This window comes from Rhodococcus sp. Q1 (genome assembly GCF_004153645.1).
Classification (GTDB): Bacteria; Actinomycetota; Actinomycetes; order Mycobacteriales; family Mycobacteriaceae; genus Rhodococcus; species Rhodococcus gordoniae.
Window position 1 is genome coordinate 1 of the sequence record NZ_SDMJ01000011.1, and the last position, 23606, is coordinate 23606.

At 62.4% G+C, this 23606-nt stretch carries 9 protein-coding genes; 5 read left to right on the top strand and 4 right to left on the bottom strand.

The window, feature by feature from the left end; translation table 11 throughout:
* Positions 1-122 precede the first annotated feature (122 nt).
* The 4 genes from EQ874_RS21070 to EQ874_RS21085 form a co-directional block, all read right to left on the bottom strand.
* Positions 123-1346 carry a HEPN-associated N-terminal domain-containing protein gene (locus tag EQ874_RS21070; RefSeq protein ID WP_165369303.1) on the bottom strand — a complete coding sequence of 408 codons (1224 nt, stop codon included), beginning with the start codon at positions 1344-1346 and terminating at the stop codon, positions 123-125.
* Between the two features lie 584 nt (positions 1347-1930).
* Complete coding sequence (locus EQ874_RS21075; RefSeq protein ID WP_129978048.1) at positions 1931-2815, bottom strand: HNH endonuclease signature motif containing protein; 885 nt, start codon at positions 2813-2815, stop codon at positions 1931-1933.
* 143 nt (positions 2816-2958) lie between these two features.
* Positions 2959-5928: a Z1 domain-containing protein gene (locus tag EQ874_RS21080; protein ID WP_242496867.1), complete on the bottom strand. Its 2970-nt coding sequence runs from the start codon at positions 5926-5928 to the stop codon at positions 2959-2961.
* Between the two features lie 92 nt (positions 5929-6020).
* Positions 6021-7529 (bottom strand): ATP-binding protein, encoded by a 1509-nt coding sequence (locus EQ874_RS21085; protein ID WP_129978049.1) that lies wholly within the window; start codon positions 7527-7529, stop codon positions 6021-6023.
* 490 nt (positions 7530-8019) lie between these two features.
* Between EQ874_RS21085 and EQ874_RS21090 the strand changes: the two genes are divergently transcribed.
* The 5 genes from EQ874_RS21090 to brxD are packed head-to-tail and all read left to right on the top strand — an operon-like array spanning position 8020 to position 23606.
* Complete coding sequence (locus EQ874_RS21090) at positions 8020-12138, top strand: NERD domain-containing protein (protein ID WP_242496868.1); 4119 nt, start codon at positions 8020-8022, stop codon at positions 12136-12138.
* Positions 12138-15746, top strand: a complete 3609-nt coding sequence (gene pglX, locus EQ874_RS21095) for a BREX-2 system adenine-specific DNA-methyltransferase PglX (protein WP_129978050.1) — start codon at positions 12138-12140, stop codon at positions 15744-15746. Before EQ874_RS21090 ends, pglX begins: the two co-directional genes overlap by 1 nt.
* Positions 15747-15778: 32 nt before the next feature.
* Complete coding sequence (locus EQ874_RS21100) at positions 15779-19507, top strand: DUF6079 family protein (protein WP_242496869.1); 3729 nt, start codon at positions 15779-15781, stop codon at positions 19505-19507.
* A complete protein-coding gene (gene pglZ, locus EQ874_RS21105; RefSeq protein WP_129978051.1) occupies positions 19504-22314 on the top strand; it encodes a BREX-2 system phosphatase PglZ in 2811 nt (936 codons plus the stop codon). The genes EQ874_RS21100 and pglZ overlap by 4 nt, the downstream gene beginning before the upstream one ends.
* Complete coding sequence (brxD, locus tag EQ874_RS21110; protein ID WP_129978052.1) at positions 22311-23606, top strand: BREX system ATP-binding protein BrxD; 1296 nt, start codon at positions 22311-22313, stop codon at positions 23604-23606. Before pglZ ends, brxD begins: the two co-directional genes overlap by 4 nt.

The window sequence follows — 23606 nt, forward strand, 5'->3', positions numbered from 1 at the left end:
ATCCGGGCAGCAACGGTTCGACGATCTCCCACAACGCATCCGGTACCAGCCGGGAAGACAACGCATCGACCACGGCAATGCATTATGCCGCACAAACGATCTAGGCCATAAGAGACATGCTCTTAATCCCTGACGCGACTAACCACTCGATGCGCGGTTACGGAACCAGGTACGAGAGCCAACGTGGCGTGTTCTGTATCGACAGAATCGGCTTCCACGCACCCGCTACCATCACAAAAGACGACGGTGTTTACACCCTCAATCTGTGCGCTTTTAAAGCTAAGTCCGCGCACTTCGAAGGGAGCGGCACGCCTCAGATACTCCGTAAACACCTGGGTGGGGACATACTCGATATGCTCCCGTCCATCCAAAGTGATCGACTTCGCCAAATCAGCCTGGAAGCTCTGCAGAAATTCGACGATGTAAGCAATTTCTCGATTCGATACGTCGAAAGGACTGATCCGCTTTGGAAGCTCCGAAAGATCCACTATCGGGAGGTCTTTCACAACCCGGAACTTTCCCGTTACGGCGTGACCATAGGAGGAGTGCGCCCCTATTTCCGCGATCACGGTGTCGACCGAATCCCCGCCGTAAAACATCGAAATTCCAGCCGGGCTCATGCGGTTCGCCGCTGCAAGATTGCGCGGTGGTGAACCCAGTGTATTTGCGTTGTGGTCCGCTATGCCCTCAGCTTCCTGGAACATTCGCCCTCGGTACAACTCACTACCGGCCGGCATTGTCTTCACGAGGCCGGGAATCCTCTGAATGCCGACGGCCAGCTTCTCGAAGAAATCGGCCACTGGAATCCTTTGCGGATCAAACCAGTCTTCGGCCTCGTGTGACATGAACAGAAATCGGGATTCATACATGACGGTCTTCTTGAATCCCTCCCATGTGTATCCCATTCTCTCGCCAGGGTTCATCCACTGCCAATTTTCCTGAACCCAGGCATCGTCAATTATAGTGTCTTGAATAGCTTCTAGAATTTCATTTTCCGCGTCGCCGTCAAGTTCTGCCCATTGAGAGACGTCTTCAGCAACCTCGCACGAGTCCCGCGTAGTTACTTGAAAATCGCCATCTTCAAATGGTGCGCCGTCATCATTCGCCTTGCTATAGAAGAAGCCGACTCCGCCCATGAAGGCATCCATAAAGTCCTCGAAGTCTGCGGCGATGGGCACGTCCTCAGACCCCTCGCGGTCGCAGAAGCTGCACCGTTCACGAACCGCGCAGCGAAGCACGTGCTCCCTGAGGACTGCATCGCGGATATGCTCATGGCAAATAGTCTTCTCGCTGCTGACAAACCCACGCGCAGAGTTTCGGGCGTTCTCGTGCTTTATGTATCCCACGTGAAGATGAAAGCACAGCGCACGGGCGGCTGTCTCGCCGGTAGGAGGGGCCGAAGCGGACGAGCGACTGGCGATCGGGCATACCGTGCCACGACTTCAGTATGTAGTCAAAGTGCCGACGTCTCATGCCTACACCCGACACTGCTGTCGGTGATCCTGCAATTCGCCGGGATGATGCTCACAAATAGGCGATACTGTCAAATCTTCGGTAGTCCGGCACGTCTCCTGTACTTCATGCGTTGTCCGACCTGCCTCGCACGATCCGACCTAAAGGGAGTCACCGACCGCATCCCGGGTGTGACAGAGTCAGTGCAGGCAGCAACCGACGGGACAACACTTCTCTAACCGGCACGGTTCTCCATACCGAGAAAATCCCGACGTCTGAAGTCAGACCGTAGACCCACCAGTCGTGAGGGATGCGGTGATCGCTGATGGGATGACGTGCTCCGCCGATGTGCGTGCGAGTGAGTACTCGAGCCATCAGACGAGAATGCCAGCCTGAGCGGCTGCGGTCCCGTAAACCGAAGTGATAGATATTCGAGCGGGCAGCAGGATGTTGCAGACATGATCCGCGCATTGTCTTTTCATCGATTCCGCCACTGCTCGCGGTGCAGCCTCAACCACTCACTCTGCTTCGAGTCGAATTCGATGTCCACGCGACTGCCGTGGAGTGCTTCGTAGGCGGGATAAGCACGAATATCTTCGGCAATGTCGACGATACCTGCACCGTCAACGACGAGAAGACCCATGTCGAACAACTTGTGGATATCCCGCCGCATCAGCAGCCCACCCTGGTCTACCGACTTACCTGGCACTGAGTAGATGTCAAGACGACACGCTTCCAACACAGCTTCGGGTGCGGGACCTGTTACTGCGCAACGCGGCCCGTACTCTGCAAGAAGTTGGGCGCGCATCGAGGCTCGTGCTGTGCGCACACGAACCGGACCAACCCTGGTATTCCCGGCGGACTGCGCCGACAGTTGTTCAATCGTCTCGTCGAGGATCCGCAAAGGATCCCCGTCGGTGGCAGACCGCAATGCCCTTCGGAACTCTTCGAACTTGAGTTTGCGAAAACTGTTCTGCTCCCGCGGATACACGCAGAGCGATCGCAGGGACTTTCCGTCCAGTACACCTTCGAGGTCGATCCATGCCTGGTCGTGGCTGCCCCGGTAGGTAGTGACATTTTTCTTGCCGTAGACCGGTTCATCGAACTCAGCACGGCAGTCATCGCAACGGAAAACAGGAAGTTTGTGCTTCCTCGAAACGACATTGGATCGACCACAGTGCGGGCACTTGGATGTTGTTTTGGTCCCCGTCCCCGTCTCGATCCGATCGATCACGGAAACTCCGAGAAGGTACTCGTCCCAGATCACGATGACGTCGCCGACACCAACTTCCTGGTGATGCACCACCGAACTGTCCCAACTGTAATGGGACGCAGGATTGTCGTCGTACTTGTCGTTGCCCACGATACGTCGATAGTCGGCTTGCTTGGACTGCGCCAGCCAGGCCGTGACTTCTGATCGAATTGACACTCCACTACTTCCTTCGACGCGTGAGGATCGCAGCCTCAACGCTGCGGTTACCGAACGAACAGTTCTAGAGAGTCTGTCTAGCTTCTCCGGCCGTCCACTACGATCTCGTTCGCTTGATCTGCAGCAACGACCGTGTACTGGATGAGGTCACGTTTGTTCCTGACGGACTCATCGGGTACGCGGAGCGACATCAATCCGACTACGTCACTGCGCCCGATATCGACATTTTCGTTGTCGTTTGCTATGTCTGCGACGAGCGAGATGACGACCACACCACGAGTCTTACTTTGGCCGAGCACCGGCACCGGCAGCCCTTCCGGAATAGGCTCAGCAGCGAGAATGTTTCTCTTGTTTTCACCCGTGAAGTCGATACGCGGTGCAGATCGTCGAGCACGTTTGAAGACGGGAGCCTCCAGCCCCAATTCGCTGATCCAGAGCCTCCGGCCAGCGTCTGTCTTCCGTTGCGGCCAGATAATTGCCCAATCCACGATCCGCTTCTTCCCCATCGCTGACGCAATGAACTTCCGCAAGGGCTCGATGACGGACGCGTAGTCAGGATGCCAAGTGTGCCTATCGAAGTAGCTCAGGAACTCCTCGGCGGATATCAAGCCAATCTTCGCCGGCTGGACGCTACGCACGCCGTCCGCCACATACGGGAGATCGACTGCACTCGTCGTCTTCGCCAAGAGCGGGATGATGACGTTCACGAGATTCGATTGATTTTCGCCCTTTGCACTTCGCGGCGGTATCGACGACAACTGATGGAACGAGCCGACCGACGCGCGTGCGGCGATCACGGCGTTGAACATCTTGTTTCGTGCAGTCGGCCTGAGCCACGGGAGATGCTGACTGACGAGCGGTGGGATCTGCCAAGGCTCGACGATCGGTTTGCCTTCCTCGTCCAGCCCTTCGTACTTGGCGAGTTCGTCGCGGAATGCTTCTTCGTCGAGCAACAGAGCTTCGAACGCTTCGTACAGGTCGACGGTTTCGTCGCGTCGGATGTAGAGGCGCACAAGGTCGCGATACCCGTCCCGGAAACCGAACCACCTCCCCGCCTGCATCAGAGTGTCAGCCTGTCCGGCCTTCCGTCGGAAGTAGGATATGGTCAGCCCCTCGACGGTAAACCCCCTGCTCAGCTTTGTCCCGCCGACGAGTACGCGCCATACCTTTCCCGCATCGAAGTCCAGTGCTTCCTGCTGGTCTTGGATGCTCTTGTCCGAATTTACGACCAGGACCGGTACCGTTCCTGCACTCGTCATCTCGGCATATGCCGCTGCCACATATGGCTTGAGATCATCAAAAGTTCCTGGTACCGCGCCATCCTTGCGCGCCAGCATCACAGGGTGGAAGTCGCTGTCGAAGAGAGCTTTCAGACGCGCCAACCCCGCGCTCGACGTGAATTTACCTTTGCCCCAGAGAGACTCTACGAGATCAGCAGCTTCGCTGTGGGTGGCGTTGCTCGTATGTTCGTGAACGAGCATTGTGTGATGCCGATACTCCCTAGGCTGCCCAACCTCGGGGTGTGCTTCGCGGAACTTCTTGATAGCTCCACTGAGAACCCAGGCGTCGAGTGCACGGGCGAGCTCTGATGTTCGCCGTGCTTGATCACTGTCGGGATCACCTTGAAGAGATCTGACATACGCGAGTTCGTTCGAGGTCGCGACGGTCTTCTTCCTCGCCTCCCAGTCAGGTTCGATGTCGTGGAACTCTTGAACCCCCATATAGTCCTTGGGCCGCGGAAGCGATAGGACGAAGTTCGACGGGAACAAATCGCGAACGTCGTCTGGGTCGATGAATACGTTTGCAAACGGAGTCGCCGTATAACCGACGTACTGCGCGCGTGGAACGATTTCGAGGATCTCGGTAATCAGATTATTGATCGTGGTTCGCGCAGTCGACTTCTTCGGATCCTTTGTATTCACAGAAGCCAGATCTGACTCATCATCGATGACCAGCGCAGGAAGCTCATCGAGCATGTTTCTCAGTGGCTTCAGATCTTTGATCAACTTCTTGAGTGGTGCCTGGTTCTTCTTCACCACGACCACGTACGCGTCGGTATGGAAGAGGTTTTCCTCCGCGTTGAGCGGTTTCGTCCGATCGTGGCGCTCATACCGCAACTGGGACATACCCTGCGGAAGACTTTTGTAATCGGAACCATGTGTCGTGACCCGTCGGATCCGCGCGACTCCTGGTTGATTGAGAGCCCGCTCGGTGTGACGAACGAAGCGATCATTGATCCAGTCTTCGTCGTTCTGGTAGTCGAGGCCTTTCGCGACGTCAGGGTCCTTAGGGTCCTGGCCTGCCAGTACGTTCTCGACGCCCATGAGTTCCATATCGATGCGGCGTTGGGTCTGCGCCCGAAGAATTTCGATCGTTCCAGTCATGACCACGACGAGTCGGTATCCGGCGTCGATCGCCTTGGCGATGACGCCTGTAAAATTCGCGGTCTTTCCACTTTGGACGTAGCCGACCACAAGGCCTTTGGTTTGCTTGATCTCCGGGCGGGTCGGATCCGCCAGTCTCTCGACGATTTTGTTCGCGCTTCGTTCGAGATCGGTGATCGAGTCTGTGGGCCAGTTCTTCACCTCATGCAGGTAATTCTTGTAGTCATCCCAGTACGTACTTCCGCGTTTGGTTCGCGCTTCGTCGTACCAAGGCTCGAAATCCGTTGAGATGACCACGGTTCCTTCACGGTGGATGGGTACACACGAATTTATGACGTCCCCGGCGTTCGTCGACAGCCCCAGGGCCGCGATGACTGCACGACGACGCTGCTCTGTTCCGGGGTAGGTTTGGACACCATCCGAGTCCAATATGTTGAGCTTGTCACTCCCGTCCCATTCTGCAAGGGCTAGGCGTAATGCTATGAGTGCATTGTTGTGACTCGGCGCGTTCTTGATGAAGTCGACGAGCTCCGGTTCGGTAATGCGACCGTTGTAGAAAAACCCGATCGCAGGAATCAGCGGACGAGGCTCCTGGTTCGCCAGGGCGTGGAGTACGTTCTTCAGAGCATCTGACCACTCAGGCTGCACGAATAGATCGATCACTAACTCTCCTAGTGTGCGTTGATCGGGAACGCTCCGTGAAGCGGCAATACGGAATTTGTAGCTTTCGGGTGCTTCTCGACGGTGGTCGGCGATCAGTCTTTCGCGCCCTCGCGCATAGCTTGCTCGAGTTCGACGGCTTCACCGAGGATCGCTCCCCACAGCGCGATGTTGTCCTTGTCTTTCGGTCCGAGGTGCGCACCCTCGAAGACTTGATGCGTGAGAAGGAAGAGCAGCGATTTCAGCACCGGCGAGTCGTTCATGCTCCCGCCTTCCGGAGCGAAGAGAGGTCGGTATCTCTGATTGATCCAGAGCGTCTGTTCCTTGAAGTCGACATCGATGAATTCGCCGCGTGGAAGCCTCTTCCACAGGATCTTCAGGTTTTCTCCACGCTTGAGAGGGAGCTCGGCTTTGATCGCGCGTCGCAGGCCAGGCGCAAAGCCTCGGTCCGGGGAGATCACGGGCTGCCTTCTTCGGCTTCTCTTGCTACCTTCGGCATACGCGGTCTCGGCGTCGGTGAGGTACCGGTCGAAGGTCGTTCCGTCTTTCGACTTGGCTACGGCGAGTGCTGCTTTGAATGCAGGCTCGAAACGCAGTCCCGACTTCTCGGGGTTCATCGTAAGGAAGGTGCCGACGGCGTTCGGGTCGTCGATGACTACCCGCGCAAGTTGCCGCTTCATCGACTTCGATGCCATGTTGGACCAACCGCCGATCTGCAGCAGACGGTCGTTCCTGTAAATGTAGAACCCTTGGAAGTGCTGGCCCTGCTCGCCGAAGATGCGGAAACCGGGAACGTCGCGCTTGGCTGGCCAGATGTGGCAGGTGACCTGGACTTTTTTCCCTGCCACGTCGGCCACCAGTGTCTTCGGATAACCTGGCCTGCCTGAAGTGGGATACCCGAACGGGTTTACGGGGGCGACCGGTGTGCCGATTCCGTCGGCGGCATCGAGCTCGTCCACGAGGATCTCGATGCGCAGCGCCCCACTGGATATGAGGCGATGAAACGTGACACCAAGGTGCTGACGGATGGTGCGTTCGATGTCAGCCATCCAGATCTGGGCCTCTTCACGGTTGGAACCGCTGTAGACCCCATCGCGTAAGGCAGTCCACACCACGCTGGTCCCCCGCTTCGACTCCACGATGTGGTCGCGACGTCTGGCGGCGGCACTGGCGGCGCGTTGAGTCAATCGCTCACACGAGTAGTCCCTAGCGAAATCGTCACGTCGGATACGACGACCGACGGCTTGCGATCCTTCGGACAGCGACCACACCGTCAGGACATCGCTGTGGCTGAGGGACGCCGCCTTCATCCCGATTCCGAAGTGACCAAGATCGCTCCCGCCGTACTCGCGGCGGTGACCGAGCGTCATGGACTTGTCAATTTCGGTTTCGCTCATTCCTCGGCCGTTATCCACAATCTCGACCTGCACGAGGTGGTCCTTCTTGGTCAGTAGCCGAATCACTACGCGATCGCTATTCGCGTCGACGCTGTTGTCGACGAGATCGGCGATTGCCGATGGCAGGGTGTGGTGTGCACCAAGACTTCTGACGAAACCTGCGTCCGGTTTGAGTTTGATTACGTCGACAACGTCATCTTCAGCCACGTCGCCCCCTCCTCGTGGTCTTCCCTGGCACCGTTCTTGCTGCGCGCCCGTTGTGGCTCGGACGTCACGTTTCCTCCGGCGAGTGAAGCCGTGTTGGTCGTCGCGGTAAGCGCCGTAAGGACGATGCGTTGGACAGTGCGAACGCCGCCGGCGAAGGTCCACACGCGGCCACCGTTCGCGCTCGCCTCAGGTGCGGTTCGAGCGCACAACCATATTCTTCGACAGGGCGTCGTTCCAGCGTCGGGCATTGCTCGATCAGTCGTCCTTCCATCGTGCGGAGCGCCCCGACGCGATACCGCAAGTGTCGAATAAGAGATAGCAGACAATCCGCGCCAAGCCAGCACAGGGAGGCGATTGGCATCGGTACCCCATCAACGTGAAGTCGCCTCACGTGGCACGGTGCTTCGAGAACCGAACAATTGGTACCCTCGCCTGCGAAACCTGCGCGACCCTAGTTCGGCCGCGATCGAACCGAGAAGTAGGCGGTGACGTGGCACAAGGCGATGACCGTTGGGTTGAGGTCTCGAAGTCGGCGTTTGCGCACGAGACCGACGGTCTGGCGATGCTCCGGTACATCGTGCCCAAGGCATCCCCATACCGTGCATGGACGAACTTCGAGTTCATGGACAACCACGGGCAGTGGCATGAGATCGACGCTTTGGTTCTTGGGCGCCGCCGGCTACACCTGGTCGAACTCAAGCACTACACCGGCGTCCTACAGGGCACAGAAACAAACTGGGTGCGCACGACCCTTGGCGGCAAGACACGTACGCAACGATCGCCACTGCTGCTCACTCGACGGAAAGCGCAGCGCCTTGCGACGCGTATCCAGGAGGAAGCGCTCAAGGTCGCGAAAGAGGCCGGCCTCAACGTCGGAAAGGTGCAACGCGCGCTCCCGTTCGTGCAGGAATCGGTGTTTCTACACGGAGCCCCTTTCAAGGCCGACATGCCGGACCTGGCGAAGTCTGGCCTGTTCGGTCCGGACGGGTTCGAGGACGAGACCGGTCTGCCCGGCATCTCGACCCGGTTGCTGGAACCACCCACCGAGACCAAGCGGGTCGACGAGGATCTGTCGGTCATCATCGCCCTCGCATTGAAGAATCTGGGTATCGCCCGCCGCACAGAACGCGACGCAGGGTCGTGGACGATCACCGGCACTCCCCTGGCCAGTGGCGACGACTGGCAGGAATGGGCGGCCACCCACAAGGGCACCGAAGAACGCGCACGTGCCCGCATCGTTTCGTTCCATCGCGGCACGCCGGTGCAGGCTCGCGCGGCTTCGCACCGGCGGATGCAGCGGGAGTTCTCGCTGCTCTCCTCGCTGCGCCACGACGCGATCGTCGCACCCCGCGATCTGGTTCAGGACGACGACGGCAACACCGTCATCGTCTACCCGGACATTCCCGGTTACGAGCCACTGGACCTGGCCCTTGCAACCCGCACGCTCACAGCGGAGCAGCAGCTTCTGATCCTGACCCAGACCGCCGAGGCCGTCGCCTACGCGCACCGCAACCATGTCGCGCACCGAGGTCTGGGCCCGAGCACCGTGCTCGTCAACGCCGATGCTCTCGATCGGGGCGAGGTGCGTGTACGCCTAGCCGACTGGTCGTGGGCCGGCCGCGTGCACACCGGCGATACCCGGTCGGCGACGATGCTCGGCACTGCGGTCGCGCCGGGTAGCGCCCCGGCAGACGCGGTGTACCAGGCGCCGGAGGATCGGTGGGCTCCGGATGCCGACCGGTTGGCGCTGGACGTGTTCTCCCTCGGTGCGCTCGCCTACTACTTGCTTTCGGGTGGGCAAGCTCCGGCTCGCGACAGGTCCTCGCTGCTCGAACGGCTGCGTCTCGAACAAGGCCTGGATCTCGCGGCGTCGGGTGGCGGGTTCGTCGATGAGACCTTGCGCGCGTTGGTGCTGCAGGCAACGGCGCCGTCGGTGTCGTCGCGTATGAAGACGGATCGCAAGACCGGCCGCCCCGAGTTCGGAGCGCAGCAGTTCGTCGCCGCGCTCTCCGACTATCGCCACAATCGGTTGGTCACGTCCGAGATGCCGGAGGTGGATCCGCTCAACCCTGCTCCGGGTGCCCTCCTCGGGGGCCGCTTCGACGTCGTGCGGGTACTCGGAGCCGGTTCGACTGCACGTGGCGTGCTGGTCACCGACCGGGAGCACGACGACCGGCTCCGGGTCCTCAAGGTGGGTCTCGACGATGCGGCCACGGAACGGCTGCACAACGAGGCGCTGGTGCTCACCGAGCTCGCCCGCCAGTCCCCGCCGGTACCCGGCGTGGTCGAGCTCATCGAAGGGCCGATCGAGCTGGCGCACCGCACAGCGTTGCTGCTGAGCAACTGCGGCGAGCAGACGCTCGCGGACCTCGTGCGCTACACCCCGTTGGGTGAAGCGCAGTTGCGCACGTGGGGTAAGGAACTCCTCGACGTGGTGGTCGCGCTCGACGCGGCCGGCATCACCCACCGCGACCTCAAACCTTCCAACCTGGGTTTGGCCAAGCAGGAGGGGAAAGCCAAGGCGAAGGCCCGACTCGCGCTGTTCGACTTCTCGTTGTCGCGCGCACCCGTCGAGCAGATCGACGCGGGCACCCCGCCGTATCGGGATCCGTTCCTGGGCTCCGGACTTCGCACCTCCTACGATTCGGCGGCCGAACGGTATTCGGCGGCCGTGGTGCTGTACGAGATGGCAACCTCCGGAACCCCCGTCTACGGGGACGGGTTGAGCGACCCGCGTGTGCTCGACGACGATGTCTCCGTCTCGGCGGAGGACTTCACCGCCGGAGGCATGAGCACCACACGTGCCGATGCGTTGGCGGAGTTCTTCCGGATCGCGTTGGCTCGCGACGTGAAGAAGCGGTTCGATACCGCGGGCGCCATGCGCGACGCCTGGGCCGCCGTGTTCGCAGCGCAGGTAGCCGAACCGGCACCGGCGCGGAAGAAGAAGCGCACCCCGCCATCCGGTTCGGAACCGATGCAGCCACTCGGCTCCACCGCGACGTACACCTCGCTTGCAACGCTGGCAGACGAGTTCGCTCGCGCAGCGGCGACGAAGTCTTCGGCGATCCGTCGACAGGTCGTGGAACTGGTTCTCGGGTCTCATCCAAACAGCACCGACGATCCATTCATCACCTACCAGATGGTGGCGCCGCGTGCCGGTGTCTCCTCGGGTCGCATCGCCCAGATCTTCGGCGAGTTCCCGTCGCTGTGGGCGAAGAATCCGCAGCTCGCGGCGACGGTGGAGGACCTGTACGAGCAAATGGTCACGCTGCTCGAATCGTCCGGCGGGGCCTCGACCCCTGATCTGCTTGCACAAGCGCTCGCCGGTAGTCTCCACACCGACGGAGTAGAGAACCCACAGCGGACGGCACTCGGTGTGCTGCGGCTCCTGTTGGCGTCACCTCCCCGCGCCGAGAACGACGAGGAGAGCGCGGCCACTGCCGCAGTACACATGGTGCGACGGCACGGTTCGGGCACCGTCGCGATGATCTCGACCCCCTCGGTCTCACGCAAGCTGCCGGCGGTGCTCGCCGCGCGCGCCGAAGCGCTGGTGGACGACGCGCAAGCTCAGGGATCATTGCTGGTCGCCCCCGCCGAGTCCGAGTCGGCCCTGCGCAACGCCGCGGCAGCACTACTGGATGGCGCTGCCGGGGATGTGGAAATCCCGGGCCACGCTCTGCTGCGAATTGCTGCGGCAGCGTCGACGCAGGTTGCTTTGTCTTCTCGTGACGAGTTGCATGCGCGCTCGATGCCGGTCCTCGAGGCATTGCGCATGTTGCTGCGCGGTCTCTCCGCGGCAGATGCCTTCGGCCGGCCCGAACTGGAATCGCGTCTCGCGGCCCGTTTTCCTGCGTTGGCGAAGTCGCTGCCCCGCCGCCCGGAACTCGACGCGGTGGTGCTGTCGCTCGTACCGGACATGCAGTGGAACGAACAGCGTGGTCGCTACGAGTTCGCACAGGAGCAGGCCGCGGCGTCCTACGTTCCGACACGGCACACCCGCACCCCAGCTCCCGCACACCGCGAGCACGGCACCTCCGATATCGAGTACCTCCTGACCTCGAGCGCGCAGGAACGAACGTTCCGGGCCCTCGGTGTGCCACTGGGTACATCCGACAGCGTGGCGGCGGCTCTGGTCGCGCGATTCGGCGCCACCCACATCGACGTGACGGAACTTCTACTGAGTTCGCTGCGCTCGAAAGCCGCGGCCGCGGGCATCGACTGGAACATGATTCTCGCCGCAGATGCCGGTGCTGCCGCCGACCGCGAGGGTTTGAAAGGTTTCGTCGCTCAGGCAATTCCGACGCTTGTCGAGGCGGTCTCGGCAGCGGGCGGTCCGGTGGTTCTCACCGATCTGTCGACACTCGCCGCATACGGACAACTCGACGTACTCGGCAGATGGACCGATCTCACCACTCCGCCTTCGCACGCCGTGTGGGCGCTGGTGCCGCAACGCAACGAAGCGGGCGGTCGTCCCGGATCGAAGGTGGACGGCACGAGGCTGCCGATCAACAGCCCGGAACAATTCGCGCAGATCGACGATACAGAAGTAGCGGCGCTCCTCAGCGCGGCAGCACAGACCGAGGACTCGACAGTGAAGGAGCACGCCTGATGGCATTGGCCACGATCGCCGGAACCCAGTTGACGGCCGCACTCAAGCCGCAACTGACCCTGCTGGTCGATGACATGCGGGCACGGCTGAACGCCGACACGCACGAGCTCGAGAACTGGCGCACCACGCACCGCGAGGCCGTGCGCGAACAGCGCACCGCCACGTCGTGGACCGACTGGTCCGAAGACCAGCTCACCCAGGCAGCCGTCGGCTGGTTGCTTACTTCCGTGTTCGTGCGGTTCTGCGAGGACAACCTGTTGCTCGGCGACACCGCAGTGTGGATCGCCGGCCCGACTTCATTGCTACGGCAACGCGCGGTGGACGCCGAGAACGCCTTCTACCGCGAACACCAGGACTGCTCCTACCGCGAATGGCTCGAACAATCCTTCGACGCCTTGCGCCGCAACCCCGCCACCCAGGCGCTCGTCGACGAGCACGCCGCGCTCAACATCATCTCCCCGTCCTCCGACGCCGTACAGCAACTGCTCGGGTTCTGGCGCCGGACCAACGACGCGGGCGAGTTGGTGTGGTCGTTCAACGACGAGAGCCTCTCGACCCGATTCCTCGGCGACCTCTACCAGGACTTGTCAGACTTCGCGAAGAAGAAGTACGCACTGCTGCAGACGCCCGAGTTCGTTGAGGAGTTCATTCTCGACCAGACCCTCGAACCGGCGTTAAAGGATCGACCGCTCGAGGGTTTCAAGATCATCGATCCCACGTGCGGGTCCGGGCACTTTCTGCTCGGCGCATTCGACCGCCTCGTGGAGCGCTGGCACCGGCATGCTCCCGGCCTCGAACTCCGAACCCGCGTAGACAACGCGCTCGCCTCGATCTATGGCGTGGACCTCAACCCGTTCGCGGTCGCGATCGCCAAGTTCCGGCTGATCGTCGCGGCAATGAAGGCGTGCGGCGAGCCCTCCCTTGTTCACGCACCGAAGTTCACCCTCAACCTCGCCGCTGGTGATTCACTGCTGCACGGACCGGAGCAGGGAGGCAAGGCTGCCTTCGACTTCGGTGACATGACGTTCGACAAGGACGCCGTTGTTTCGGGTTTCACCTACGCCACCGAGGACGCAAAGGTCCTGCGGCGCATCCTCGCACCTGGTCAGTACGACGCAGTGGTCGGGAATCCGCCGTACATTACCGTTAGAGACAAGGCGCTCAATACGCGATACCGAGAGATCTACCACTACTGCAAGGCTCAGTACGCCCTCACAGTGCCGTTCATGGAGAAGTTCTTCGACCTAGCCAAATCGGGAGAGCGTGCCGGGTGGGTCGGGCAGATCACCTCGAACTCTTTCATGAAACGCGAATTTGGTGTGCCGATCATCGAGGAGTTCCTCGCCCGAAAAGATCTGCGTCTGGTCGCTGACACCTCCGGCGCGTATATCCCCGGGCACGGCACACCGACCGTTATAATTGTCGGCCGTAACCATTTCGCAGTCCATGACACTGTCCGCGCGATACTCGGTATCCAAGGCGAGCCCGGAGCACCCGAGAATCCAGCCGAGGGCAAAGTGTGGACCGCAATTGTCGAGCACGCCGGCCGATCCGGCCATGAGGATCAATGGATTTCGATCGTCGACCTCCCTCGCTCGACATTAAGTGACCATCCATGGAGCCTTGCTGGTGGTGGCGCGGTCGAACTTCAAGCAGCTATCGATCAGCAGAAGTCGATGCCGCTAGGAAACGTCACCCGTGCAATCGGCAGAACGTGTCATACAGGTTCCGATGATGCCTATTTTGGCGATCCCGGGTCTTGGACGCGGCGCGGCATCTCACGCGAGCACATTGTTCCGTTGGTTACGGGGAACGTGGTTCGCGATTGGGATAGTGCCATCGCCACGGAGGCAATTTTCCCCTACGACGCCAGCTACTCAGCATCGCTTGAGGACCCGGCACTTGGAATCGTCCTCTGGAATCTTCGAACCCCGCTCTCTGCCCGACGAGAACCAGGCGGCACGCACGAAGAGATTGGTCTCACCTGGTACGAGTGGAGTCGTTGGCATCCGGAAAGGTTCACAGTTCCACTGGGCGTTGCGTTCGCCTTCGTCGCCACCCACAATCACTTCGTCCTCGACCGTGGCGGCAAGGTCTTCAACCGTTCCGCGCCGGTGATCAAGTTGCCGGAGGGGGCGAGCGAGGACGATCACCTGCGGTTGCTGGGCACCCTCAACAGCTCGACCGCGTGCTTCTGGCTCAAGCAGAACAGCCACAACAAGGGTGAAGGCGGCGGCGCGCGCGTGGATGCAGGATACGCCGCCATGGGAAGTGAGCTTTGGAAGAATACTTACGAGTTCACCGGCACCACCCTCAAAGACTTCCCACTGACGAAGGAAGCCCCGCTAGAACGCGTCCGTCTTATCGATTCGCTCTCACGACAACTCGCCGCACAAGAACCTGCAGCAGCAATCGAAGACACCGGTCCCACCCGCGCTGCCATCGATGCCGCACGCACGGAATACTCTCGCCTTCGTGAGTTGATGATCGCCGAGCAGGACGAACTCGACTGGGAGGTCTACCGCCACTACGGGCTGATCGACGAAGATCTCACCCTTGCTCCCGGACAGGCACCTGCCATCACGCTGGGTGAGCGTGCTTTCGAGATCGCGCTCGCCCGTAAGGTCACAGCCGGTGAAGCCGAAACCGAATGGTTCACTCGCCACGGTTCGTCCCCGACCACCGAACTCCCTACGCACTGGCCTACCGAGTACCGGGAACTGGTCGAAAAGCGCCTCGCTGCTATCGAATCCAATCCGTTCATTCGGTTGCTCGAGCGCCCCGAATACAAGCGGCGTTGGGCCGGTGATTCGTGGGACGTGAAACTGCAGCGCGCCCTGCGGGATTGGCTGCTCGACAAACTCGAGGATCCGACTCTGTGGTTCACTCCGCACGGCACCCCGCTCCCTCGGTCGGTCAGCGAACTAGCGGGACACGTTGAAAAGAACCCTGAGTTCATTGATGCATTGGATTTGTGGGCCGGTCAGAAGGACGCACCCGTCACTGCAACTCTGGTCAAGCTGCTCTCTGACCAAGCCGTCCCGTACCTCGCTGCCCTGCGCTACAAGGAGTCCGGTCTGCGTAAGCGCGCCGAATGGGAAAGGGTGTGGGATCTGCAGCGCGACGAAGACGCCGGTCTGATCAAAGCCACCGACATCCCCGTACCGCCGAAGTACACCAGCGCCGACTTCCTCAAGTCGTCGTACTGGTCGCATCGCGGCAAGCTAGATGTACCGAAGGAACGGTTCATCCTGTATCCCGATGCCGGTCGCGATACCGATCCGACCCCGCTACTCGGATGGGCGGGCTGGAACCACGCGCAGCAAGGACTGGCGCTCGCCACCATCTACGCGATGCGCGAATCCGAAGGCATGGCACTGACTGCGTTGGTGCCCGTCGTTGCCGGCATCGCCGAGGTACTGCCCTGGGTCGAACAATGGCACTCCGGTGTCGACCCGAATCTCGGAGTCGATCTCGCCGAGTACCTGACCGCCCAGCTCGCCGAGAAATCCGCCGCTGTCGGTGTGCCGGTGCAAGATCTGCCGGCGTGGCGACCCGAGAAGAAGACCCGCGGCCGCAAGGCAGCAACCGGAAAGGCAGGCAAGTAGTGTTCCCCGGCGCTTCGACTCCCTCGCGCACCTTGCGCGAGACATTCGACATTCCCGAATCGCACGGCACCAACGACTACGTGTTGCGGCTGTCCGACTCGGTAGGCGAAGACCACCTCGCCGCGACCGTCGACTCCTACGTCGTCACTCCCGCCCTCGCCGAGGCGTTCGACTCGGCGCTGTCGGTAGTCGACGAGGCGCTGCGCTCCGGTGAGAACAAGGCCGCGTTCCTCCACGGTTCGTTCGGCTCCGGTAAATCACACTTCATGGCCGTGCTGCACGGCATCCTCGGGCACTCTCCCAAGGCGCTGTCCGTCCCGGAGCTTCAACCGATCGTGGCCAAGCACCCCACGCTCGACCAAGCGAACCTGTTGCGCCTCACCTTCCACTTCCTCGACGCGACAACCGTCGAATCGGCGCTTTTCGAGCAGTATCTGCGGCAGATCACCGCCGCACACCCCGAGGTGCTGCCGCCGGTATTGCACTCGGCAGGTGGCTTGTTCGATGACGCTGACAACCGGCGTCGCGAGGTGGGCGACGAGAAGTTCTTCGCCGCGCTCAACAGCGCAGGGGGCGCACAGGCCAGCACCACGGTGAACTGGTCGGCCTTGGGCCAAACGACCGGCACGTGGACACCCGAAACCTACGCAGCCGCGAGCGCTCCCGGAGCGGACCCCGCCGAGCGCGCACGCTTGCAGCAGGCCCTGGTGTCCACCTACTTCACCAGCTACTCACGCAACACCGACTGGCTCTCTCTCGAAGACGGCCTCGCCGTCATCGCCGACCACGCCAAGTCCCTCCGCTACGACGGCGTCGTTCTCATGCTCGACGAGCTCGTACTGTGGTTGACGTTCCTCATCACCGAACGCGAACGGTTCAACGCCGAGGTGCAGAAGATCACCAAGCTGGTCGAGACCAGCAGAGGGCGCCTCGCCGTGCCGGTTATCTCCTACGTCGCGCGGCAGCACAACCTCGCCCAATGGGTCGCCAGCGGGCCTGACGCCGGCGCCATCCAGCAGGCAGTCGAGCGGGCATTCGCCCATCAGGAAGGCCGATTCGGACTCGTCACCCTCGGCGACGAGAACCTTCCCTACATTGCACACAAGCGGCTGCTCCAGCCGCGGGACGCAGAAGCCAAAGCCGCGCTGGACGCCGCGTTCGCACGACTCGATCGCAGCCCACAGGTGTGGGACGTACTTCTCGACGGTGTCAACACCGATGACCGGCACCGCGGCTCCGATGCCGATGCTTTCAAGCTGACGTACCCGTTCTCGCCTGCGCTCATCGCGACGCTGCGCGAGCTGTCGGGACAGATGCAGCGTGAGCGCACTGCGCTGAAGGTCATGCAGCAGATGCTCTCGGACAACGCCGACCGGCTCACCATCGACAACGTGATTCCTGTCGGCGAGGCGTTCGACTACATCATCGACAGCGCCAACGCGACCCCCATCAACGAAGCCGCCACCCAGACGTTCAAGACCGCGCGCTCGCTGTGGACCGACAAGTTGCGGCCGCTGCTGTTCCGCAACGCGAATGTTCCCGAGTCCACGCCCGACAAGGACGTGCCGCCCGGTCTGCGGGCAGACATCCGTATCGCCAAAACGTTGCTCATGTCGGCTGTAGCCCCGAACGTGCCCGCGCTCAAGCAGATCGACGCCTCCCGGTTGGCCTCACTCAACCATGGCAGCGTCATCAGCCTCATCCCGGGCGACCAGATTGGCCAGATCACCGGCAAGGTCAAGGCGTGGGCGGCCGAAATCCCCGAGCTTTCCGTCACGGCAGACGCCAACCCCATCATCTCCGTAACTCTCGAGTCGGTCGACTACGAGCGGATCGTCCGCCGCGCCCAGGCCGAGGACACCGACGGCCGCCGCCGCGAGTTGATGCGGGAGTTGCTCTCCGAACAGCTTGGTGTGGTGGGTGCCGACCACACTGTCGACAACGCGCTGCTCCGTCAGGTGATCTGGCGCGGAACCCAACGGCAGGTGGAGGTGGTGTTCGGCAACATCCGCGACCACGGCTACCTGCCCGACGAAGCATTCCGTCCCTCGATCGACGGTGCGCTACGGCTCGTCGTCGACCTACCGTTCGACGACGCCGGCCACACCACCGGCGAGGACCACGACCGCATCGACCAGCTCCTGCGCACGGGGCAGGACCGATTCACCGTGGCATGGCTACCGAACTTCTTCAGCGAGAAGGTAACTCGCCAGCTCGGCCGACTCGTCATCCTCAACTACGTGCTCGCCGGAGACCGGTGGGCGTCGTACGCGAACGAACTTTCCGACGCAGATCGCGTCGCGGCCCGATCGATCCTGCAACAGCAGCAGACCCAGGTGCGTGGTCAGCTGGGAACCGCTATCCAAGTTGCGTATGGAGTGGCAGCCGGATCGGGTTCGGCCTTCGCGCCTGATCAGCCGCCGCTGCGGTCGCTGCACGCAGGGTTCGCGGTGCAGCCCCCGATCGGGCACGATCTGGGCGAGGCCGCCAACCGGTTGATCGCCGATGCGTTCGCCGCCCTGTATCCCGACCATCCGGAGTTCACGCCTGCCGACCAGCTCATCACCCGTCGTCAGTTGAATACGACGCTGACGCGGTTGCGGGAAGCCCAGGCAGTGGAAGACGGGCGGATCCCACTCGACCGCGGTGAACGCGACACGGTGCGACGCATCGTCGAGTCCCTGGGGATCGCCCGCACCAACGACACCCATCTGCTGTTCGGCCCCGAGCATTTCGCGAGTTGGCGCAATCGCATCACACAGGAACTCTCACGCGCAGGATTCGACGAGTCCGGGGACGTTCACATCGAGGATCTGCGCAACGCAATCGTCGCGAGTGGACCGAAGCGCGGTCTGACCGATGACATGGTCGACCTCGTGGCGGGTGCGTGGGCAGCGCAGGGCAAGCGGTCGTGGTTCCTGCATTCGTCTCCCATCACCGAACCCGCCATCGGGGAGTTCCGACGTGGCACCACACTACGACTGGAGCCCTTGCCGGACCGTCAAGTGTGGACTCAGGCATGTACTCGGTGGAAGACGCTGACCGGGTTCGCTGTCAACGACTACCTCACCGCCACGAACGTCGCGGCATTCGTTCAGCATGTGCGTGATCACGCGGCCACCGGACGCGCCGATCGATCCCGGCTGGTCGAGGTCCTCACCAGCGCATACGCCTACTTCGGTCTCGAGACCGGCAAACGACTGCAACTCGCCCGCGACCTGACCGGGATGCTCGACGCTCAGCTCAACCATCTGGACCATCTCGCCGTCGTCGAAGCGATCGCGAAAACGCCGCTCGCAGGAACCGACCACGAGGCAGGCAAGTGCCTGACCACGGCCGGAACTGTCGCCGATGCTGTGAGCCGCTTCAACCTCGCCCGGTTGGACGTGCTTCGGACTGCCGCTGCAACGGGCGACGACCGGGGCCGGCAGGCTGCTGCCATCGTCGATGCTCTGGGTTCGGCGTTCACCGAGCACGAGCTCTCGCGGCCACTCGCCGAGGCGCTGCGAGTTGCAGGAGAGGCGCGGGATGCGTGGTTGGAGGCGGGGGTCGTGCATCCACCGAAACCGCCGGTCGTCAACCCGCCTGTTATCGATCCGCCGGTAGTTGCTCCGCCCGTGGTAGATCAACCGCGTACCGACAACACCTTCACCGTCTCAGGTCGTCGCGGCCTTTCTGCCATCGAGGACAGACTTCGGGCATTGCTCGACGCAGATCCGAATGCGACCTACACCGTCACCATCACCAAGGTGGTGCCGTGAGCGTCGCTGCCGGACTGCCCGAAGCCGATATTTCGGCGGTGCGCAGTCTTGTCGCCGGACTGCGAAACAAGAACTACTCGCGCGGAGTAATTGCTCTTTCAGCTGCGCCCGTGTGGACCGGCCCGGAAGAGCTCGACTTCAACGGCCAATCGGTGCGCGTGCGTGTGGCGCCGAGTGTGCTGGCGATCCGTGATGCACTCACCGAGCGGCACCGCGCCGACTGGGTGGTGATTCTGACCGATCGCGACGCCGCAGAGTTGCCCGCAGGGGTGCTCGAGCACCTCACTGCGGGTCGACTGTCGAATCTCGATCCGTGGCCCGCATTACGCGAATTGTTTCAAGCTGCCCGGCAGGAATTTCATCTCCTCTCCCTGAGTAACGACGCCGCTCGCGCTGCGCTGCGCGACCTCGACGGCGTGCGTGCTCCTGCGCCCGGTGGGGTGCTGACCAACGATCATCTGTTCGCGACGCTGGCCGACCGCAAGTTCGGGCTCCGCCCAGCCGAGTACACCCCGCACCACATCGCGTTGTGGTCGATGGACGACGCCACAACCGCCCGGTTCGAGGTGTGGCGCCGGCACACGGACCCCGTTCTGCTCGACCAGTTCTACGGCTGGATCGGGAGCCGGCTCGGCCCCCTCGGCTCGGTGTTCGTCGCAGTGTGGCGCAGCCAAGGCCCGAGGCACCTCGTCCCACTCGGTCTCGTCGCTGCCCTTCTCGGCGACGGTAACGACGCCTCGGTAGCGTTCCCGGCAGCACGAGACACCATCGTCAAAGTCCGCACGTTGCTCGAGGTCGAGCTCGATAATCACGCGCTCACCGAGCAGCAGCTCACCGCGTGGGGCAATGCCGCCACACTTGCGGTGTCGGGCACCGACGTTCCCGACGAGGTGCTGCGTCGGGCCGAAGAGGCAGTACGTCGCCTGCACGCCGAGTCGCTGGTCGCACGGTCCGATGTCCTGCCGATGGCGCTTGCCCCTCGCATCGCACAGTTCGCGAAAGTTCTCGCACCCGCCGTCGATTCTGGTGATCTCGCAGCAGCGGAGAATGCGTGGGCAGATGTGGTCGCTCACCGCGGTGCACACGTCGGCACCCCATACGCACCTCGGAACGTTCAGGTCGGGGCAGCGGCGCTGCGGTTGCTACGCCGTCTGAACCTTGCGTGGTCCGACCCCGCCGGTCTGCCTCACTGGATGGCGTACTACCGACGCGACCTGTCCTGGGTGGACGACGCCGTCAACGATGCTTTCGTCGGTGCCGATGACCGAGACCTGGCGACTGTGGCCGATCGGATAGTCACTGCGGTACGCAACCAGCGGTCGGCGGCGGACCGCCAGTTCGCGCGCCAACTCGCATCCGGGGGCGGCCACCGCGCAGGATCGGGTGGCCCGCTCTACGTCGAAGACGTGCTCGACCGGATCGTGAAGCCGCTGACGGTGCCGGCGCCGGGCCCCACTGGTGGGCTCGCCGGCGTCTCCGCAGGTGGACCGAGCCCGTCCCCGGTGCTGCTCGTGATCGCCGACGGGATGAGCGGATCGGTCGCGAACGAGGTGGTCGCCGACGCGCTGCGCCGTCACCGGCCGCAGTGGCAGGAATGCAGATTTGCCGGTGCAGACCAACCGCATGCGGCACTCGCGGCACTGCCTACCGTGACTCGATTCTCACGCTGCTCACTCCTGACCGGAGGTCTCGCCGAGGGCGGACAAGATAAGGAGCGATCGGGCTTTGTGAAATGGTTGCAGCGCAACGGGTTGAGGGCAGACGGAAAGGTTCTGTTCCACAAGGCTGATCTGGATCTGGTCTCCCGTAGCCATGCACTTGCCGACGTCGTTCGCGATGCGGTGGACGACACCGAGCACCGGCCGGTGGTGGCGTGCGTGCTCAACGATATCGACGATGCCCTCGATCGGTCCGATCCCATCGGTACTACCTGGAGCACTGCGAGCTTCAAGCATCTCGATCCGCTGCTCACTGCCGCTGCAGCAGTGGGCCGCACCGTAGTGCTGGTCAGCGATCACGGACATGTGGTCGAACGCCGCGAACAGCCGAGCGTCCAGCGTGGACAGCAGATCTCGGCGCGGTACCGATCCGCATCCGGCCCCGACTCGGAACCACGTGAGGACGAAGTGCTCGTCGTCGGCGAACGAGTTCTGTCCGGAGAGCAACGCGTGATCCTCGCGGTGGACGAACATGTGCGCTACACAGGGCTCAAGGCCGGCTACCACGGCGGCGGCTCACTGGCCGAAGCGGTGATCCCGGTGTCGATCCTCGTCAACGGTGCATTACCGCAACATCTCGGGCTCGAAGTGGCGCCTGCGCCGCAGCCGGCTTGGTGGGAAACACCGCGCGCCGCGCCTGTCCCGACGGCCACCCATCCCGTTTCGGCGTCACCTGCACCGAAACGCAGGAAGGCGCCAGTCGCAACGAAACCCGTTATGCAGGCCGATGCATTGTTCGACGTCGGCACACCGGTGGCAAGCCCAACCGCGACGGCGCCCGCCGATCGGGACCGGGTGGCAGAGGTTCTCGCCAGCGAGCTCTTCAAGCAGCAGTACGCACAATTCCGCCCCAAGTTCACGAAACCTGTGATCGGGAAATTGCTGCAGGAAATGCTCGACGGCAACGGTCGGTTGGCGTTGAGCCGAGCGGCGGACATTCTCGGCGTCAAACCCGCCCGTGCACGCGCCGCGATCGCCGTACTCGCGCAGGTGCTCAACACCGACGGGGTGGTGGTGCTTTCCGACAACGGTACCGAGGTCGAGCTCGAATCGGCTCTGCTGTTCGAGCAGTACGGAGTTTCGTCATGACAGCGCTCTCACCGGTCAGACGACGGGAAATCCTCCAGGCGCTGCGGCAGGGCACCGTACCGGCCGGCAACCTCGATGTACTCGCTGTAGGCATCGACAAGTTCGCACCGACCGTCGACGACGACCTCGATGCCGTCGCCGCCGGCGGATCGGTGTTCAAAGCTGTTCGTGGTGAATACGGCTCGGGCAAGACATTCTTCGCCCGGTGGATACAGCAACGCGCCATGCGTCGGGGCTTGGCGGTGGCCGAGGTACAGATCAGCGAACTCGAAACACCTCTCCACAAACTGGAAACGGTCTATCGGCGGACCACCGAATCGCTACGCACAGCTGCATTCCCTCCTTCTGCCTTCCGCAGCGTGCTCGACGCATGGTTGTTCGGTGTCGAGGAAGACGCTGCCGCCGCCGCGGGCGTGGACGAAGCGTCCGAGGAACAAATAGACGCTCTCCTCGAACAGCGTCTCGCGACGGTAGCGACAGCCACGCCGGTCTATCCGATGGTGTTGCGCGCCTACCGCGCCGCCCTCGCACGTGAAGACGCAGCGACCGCAGACGCACTCGTTGCTTGGCTCGGCGGGCAACCACATGTGGGTGCCGCTGCGAAGCGCGCTGCGGGCGTCCGCCAGGACGTCGATCACTTCCTTGCAATGGGCTTTCTCCAGGGACTCTTGGCAGTACTACAAGGAGCACGCCATCCGGGACTGCTCCTGGTGATCGACGAAGTCGAAACGCTGCAGCGGATGCGCTCCGACAGTCGCGCCAAAGCCCTCAACGCGCTCCGGCAGTGGATCGACGAGCTCGACTCGGGCAGGTATCCCGGGTTGTATCTGCTCATCACCGGGACGCCCGCCTTCTTCGACGGTCGGCTCGGCATTCAGTCGCTTCCTCCCCTAGCACAGCGTCTCCACACCGACTTCACCACCGACGCCCGCTTCGACAACCCGCGCGCTCCCCAGATCCGCCTCGCCGGATTCGACCTGGAGAAGCTGGTCGAGGTAGGCATTCGGGTGCGTGAGGTGTACGCGGATGGTGCGGCGGCTCCCGACCGGGTTCGCACTCTGGTCGACGACGCGTACCTGCGCGACCTTGCGTCCGCGGTCGCCGGCAAACTCGGAGGACAGGTAGGCATCTCACCGCGGATCTTCCTCAAGAAGCTGGTACTCGACGTCCTCGACCGAGTCGACCAGTTCGACGACTTCGATCCGCGGCAGCACTACGCGCTGACGGTCGCGTCGACCGAGCTGACGGACACCGAACGCGCCGCAGTCTCCGCAGACGACGTGGAGCTGTAG

Excerpts from the sequence above, each read along its gene's own strand:
- pglX (WP_129978050.1), top strand. The coding sequence starts at position 12,138 with ATGGCATTGGCCACGATCGCCGGAACCCAGTTGACGGCCGCACTCAAG.
- brxD (WP_129978052.1), top strand. The coding sequence starts at position 22,311 with ATGACAGCGCTCTCACCGGTCAGACGACGGGAAATCCTCCAGGCGCTG.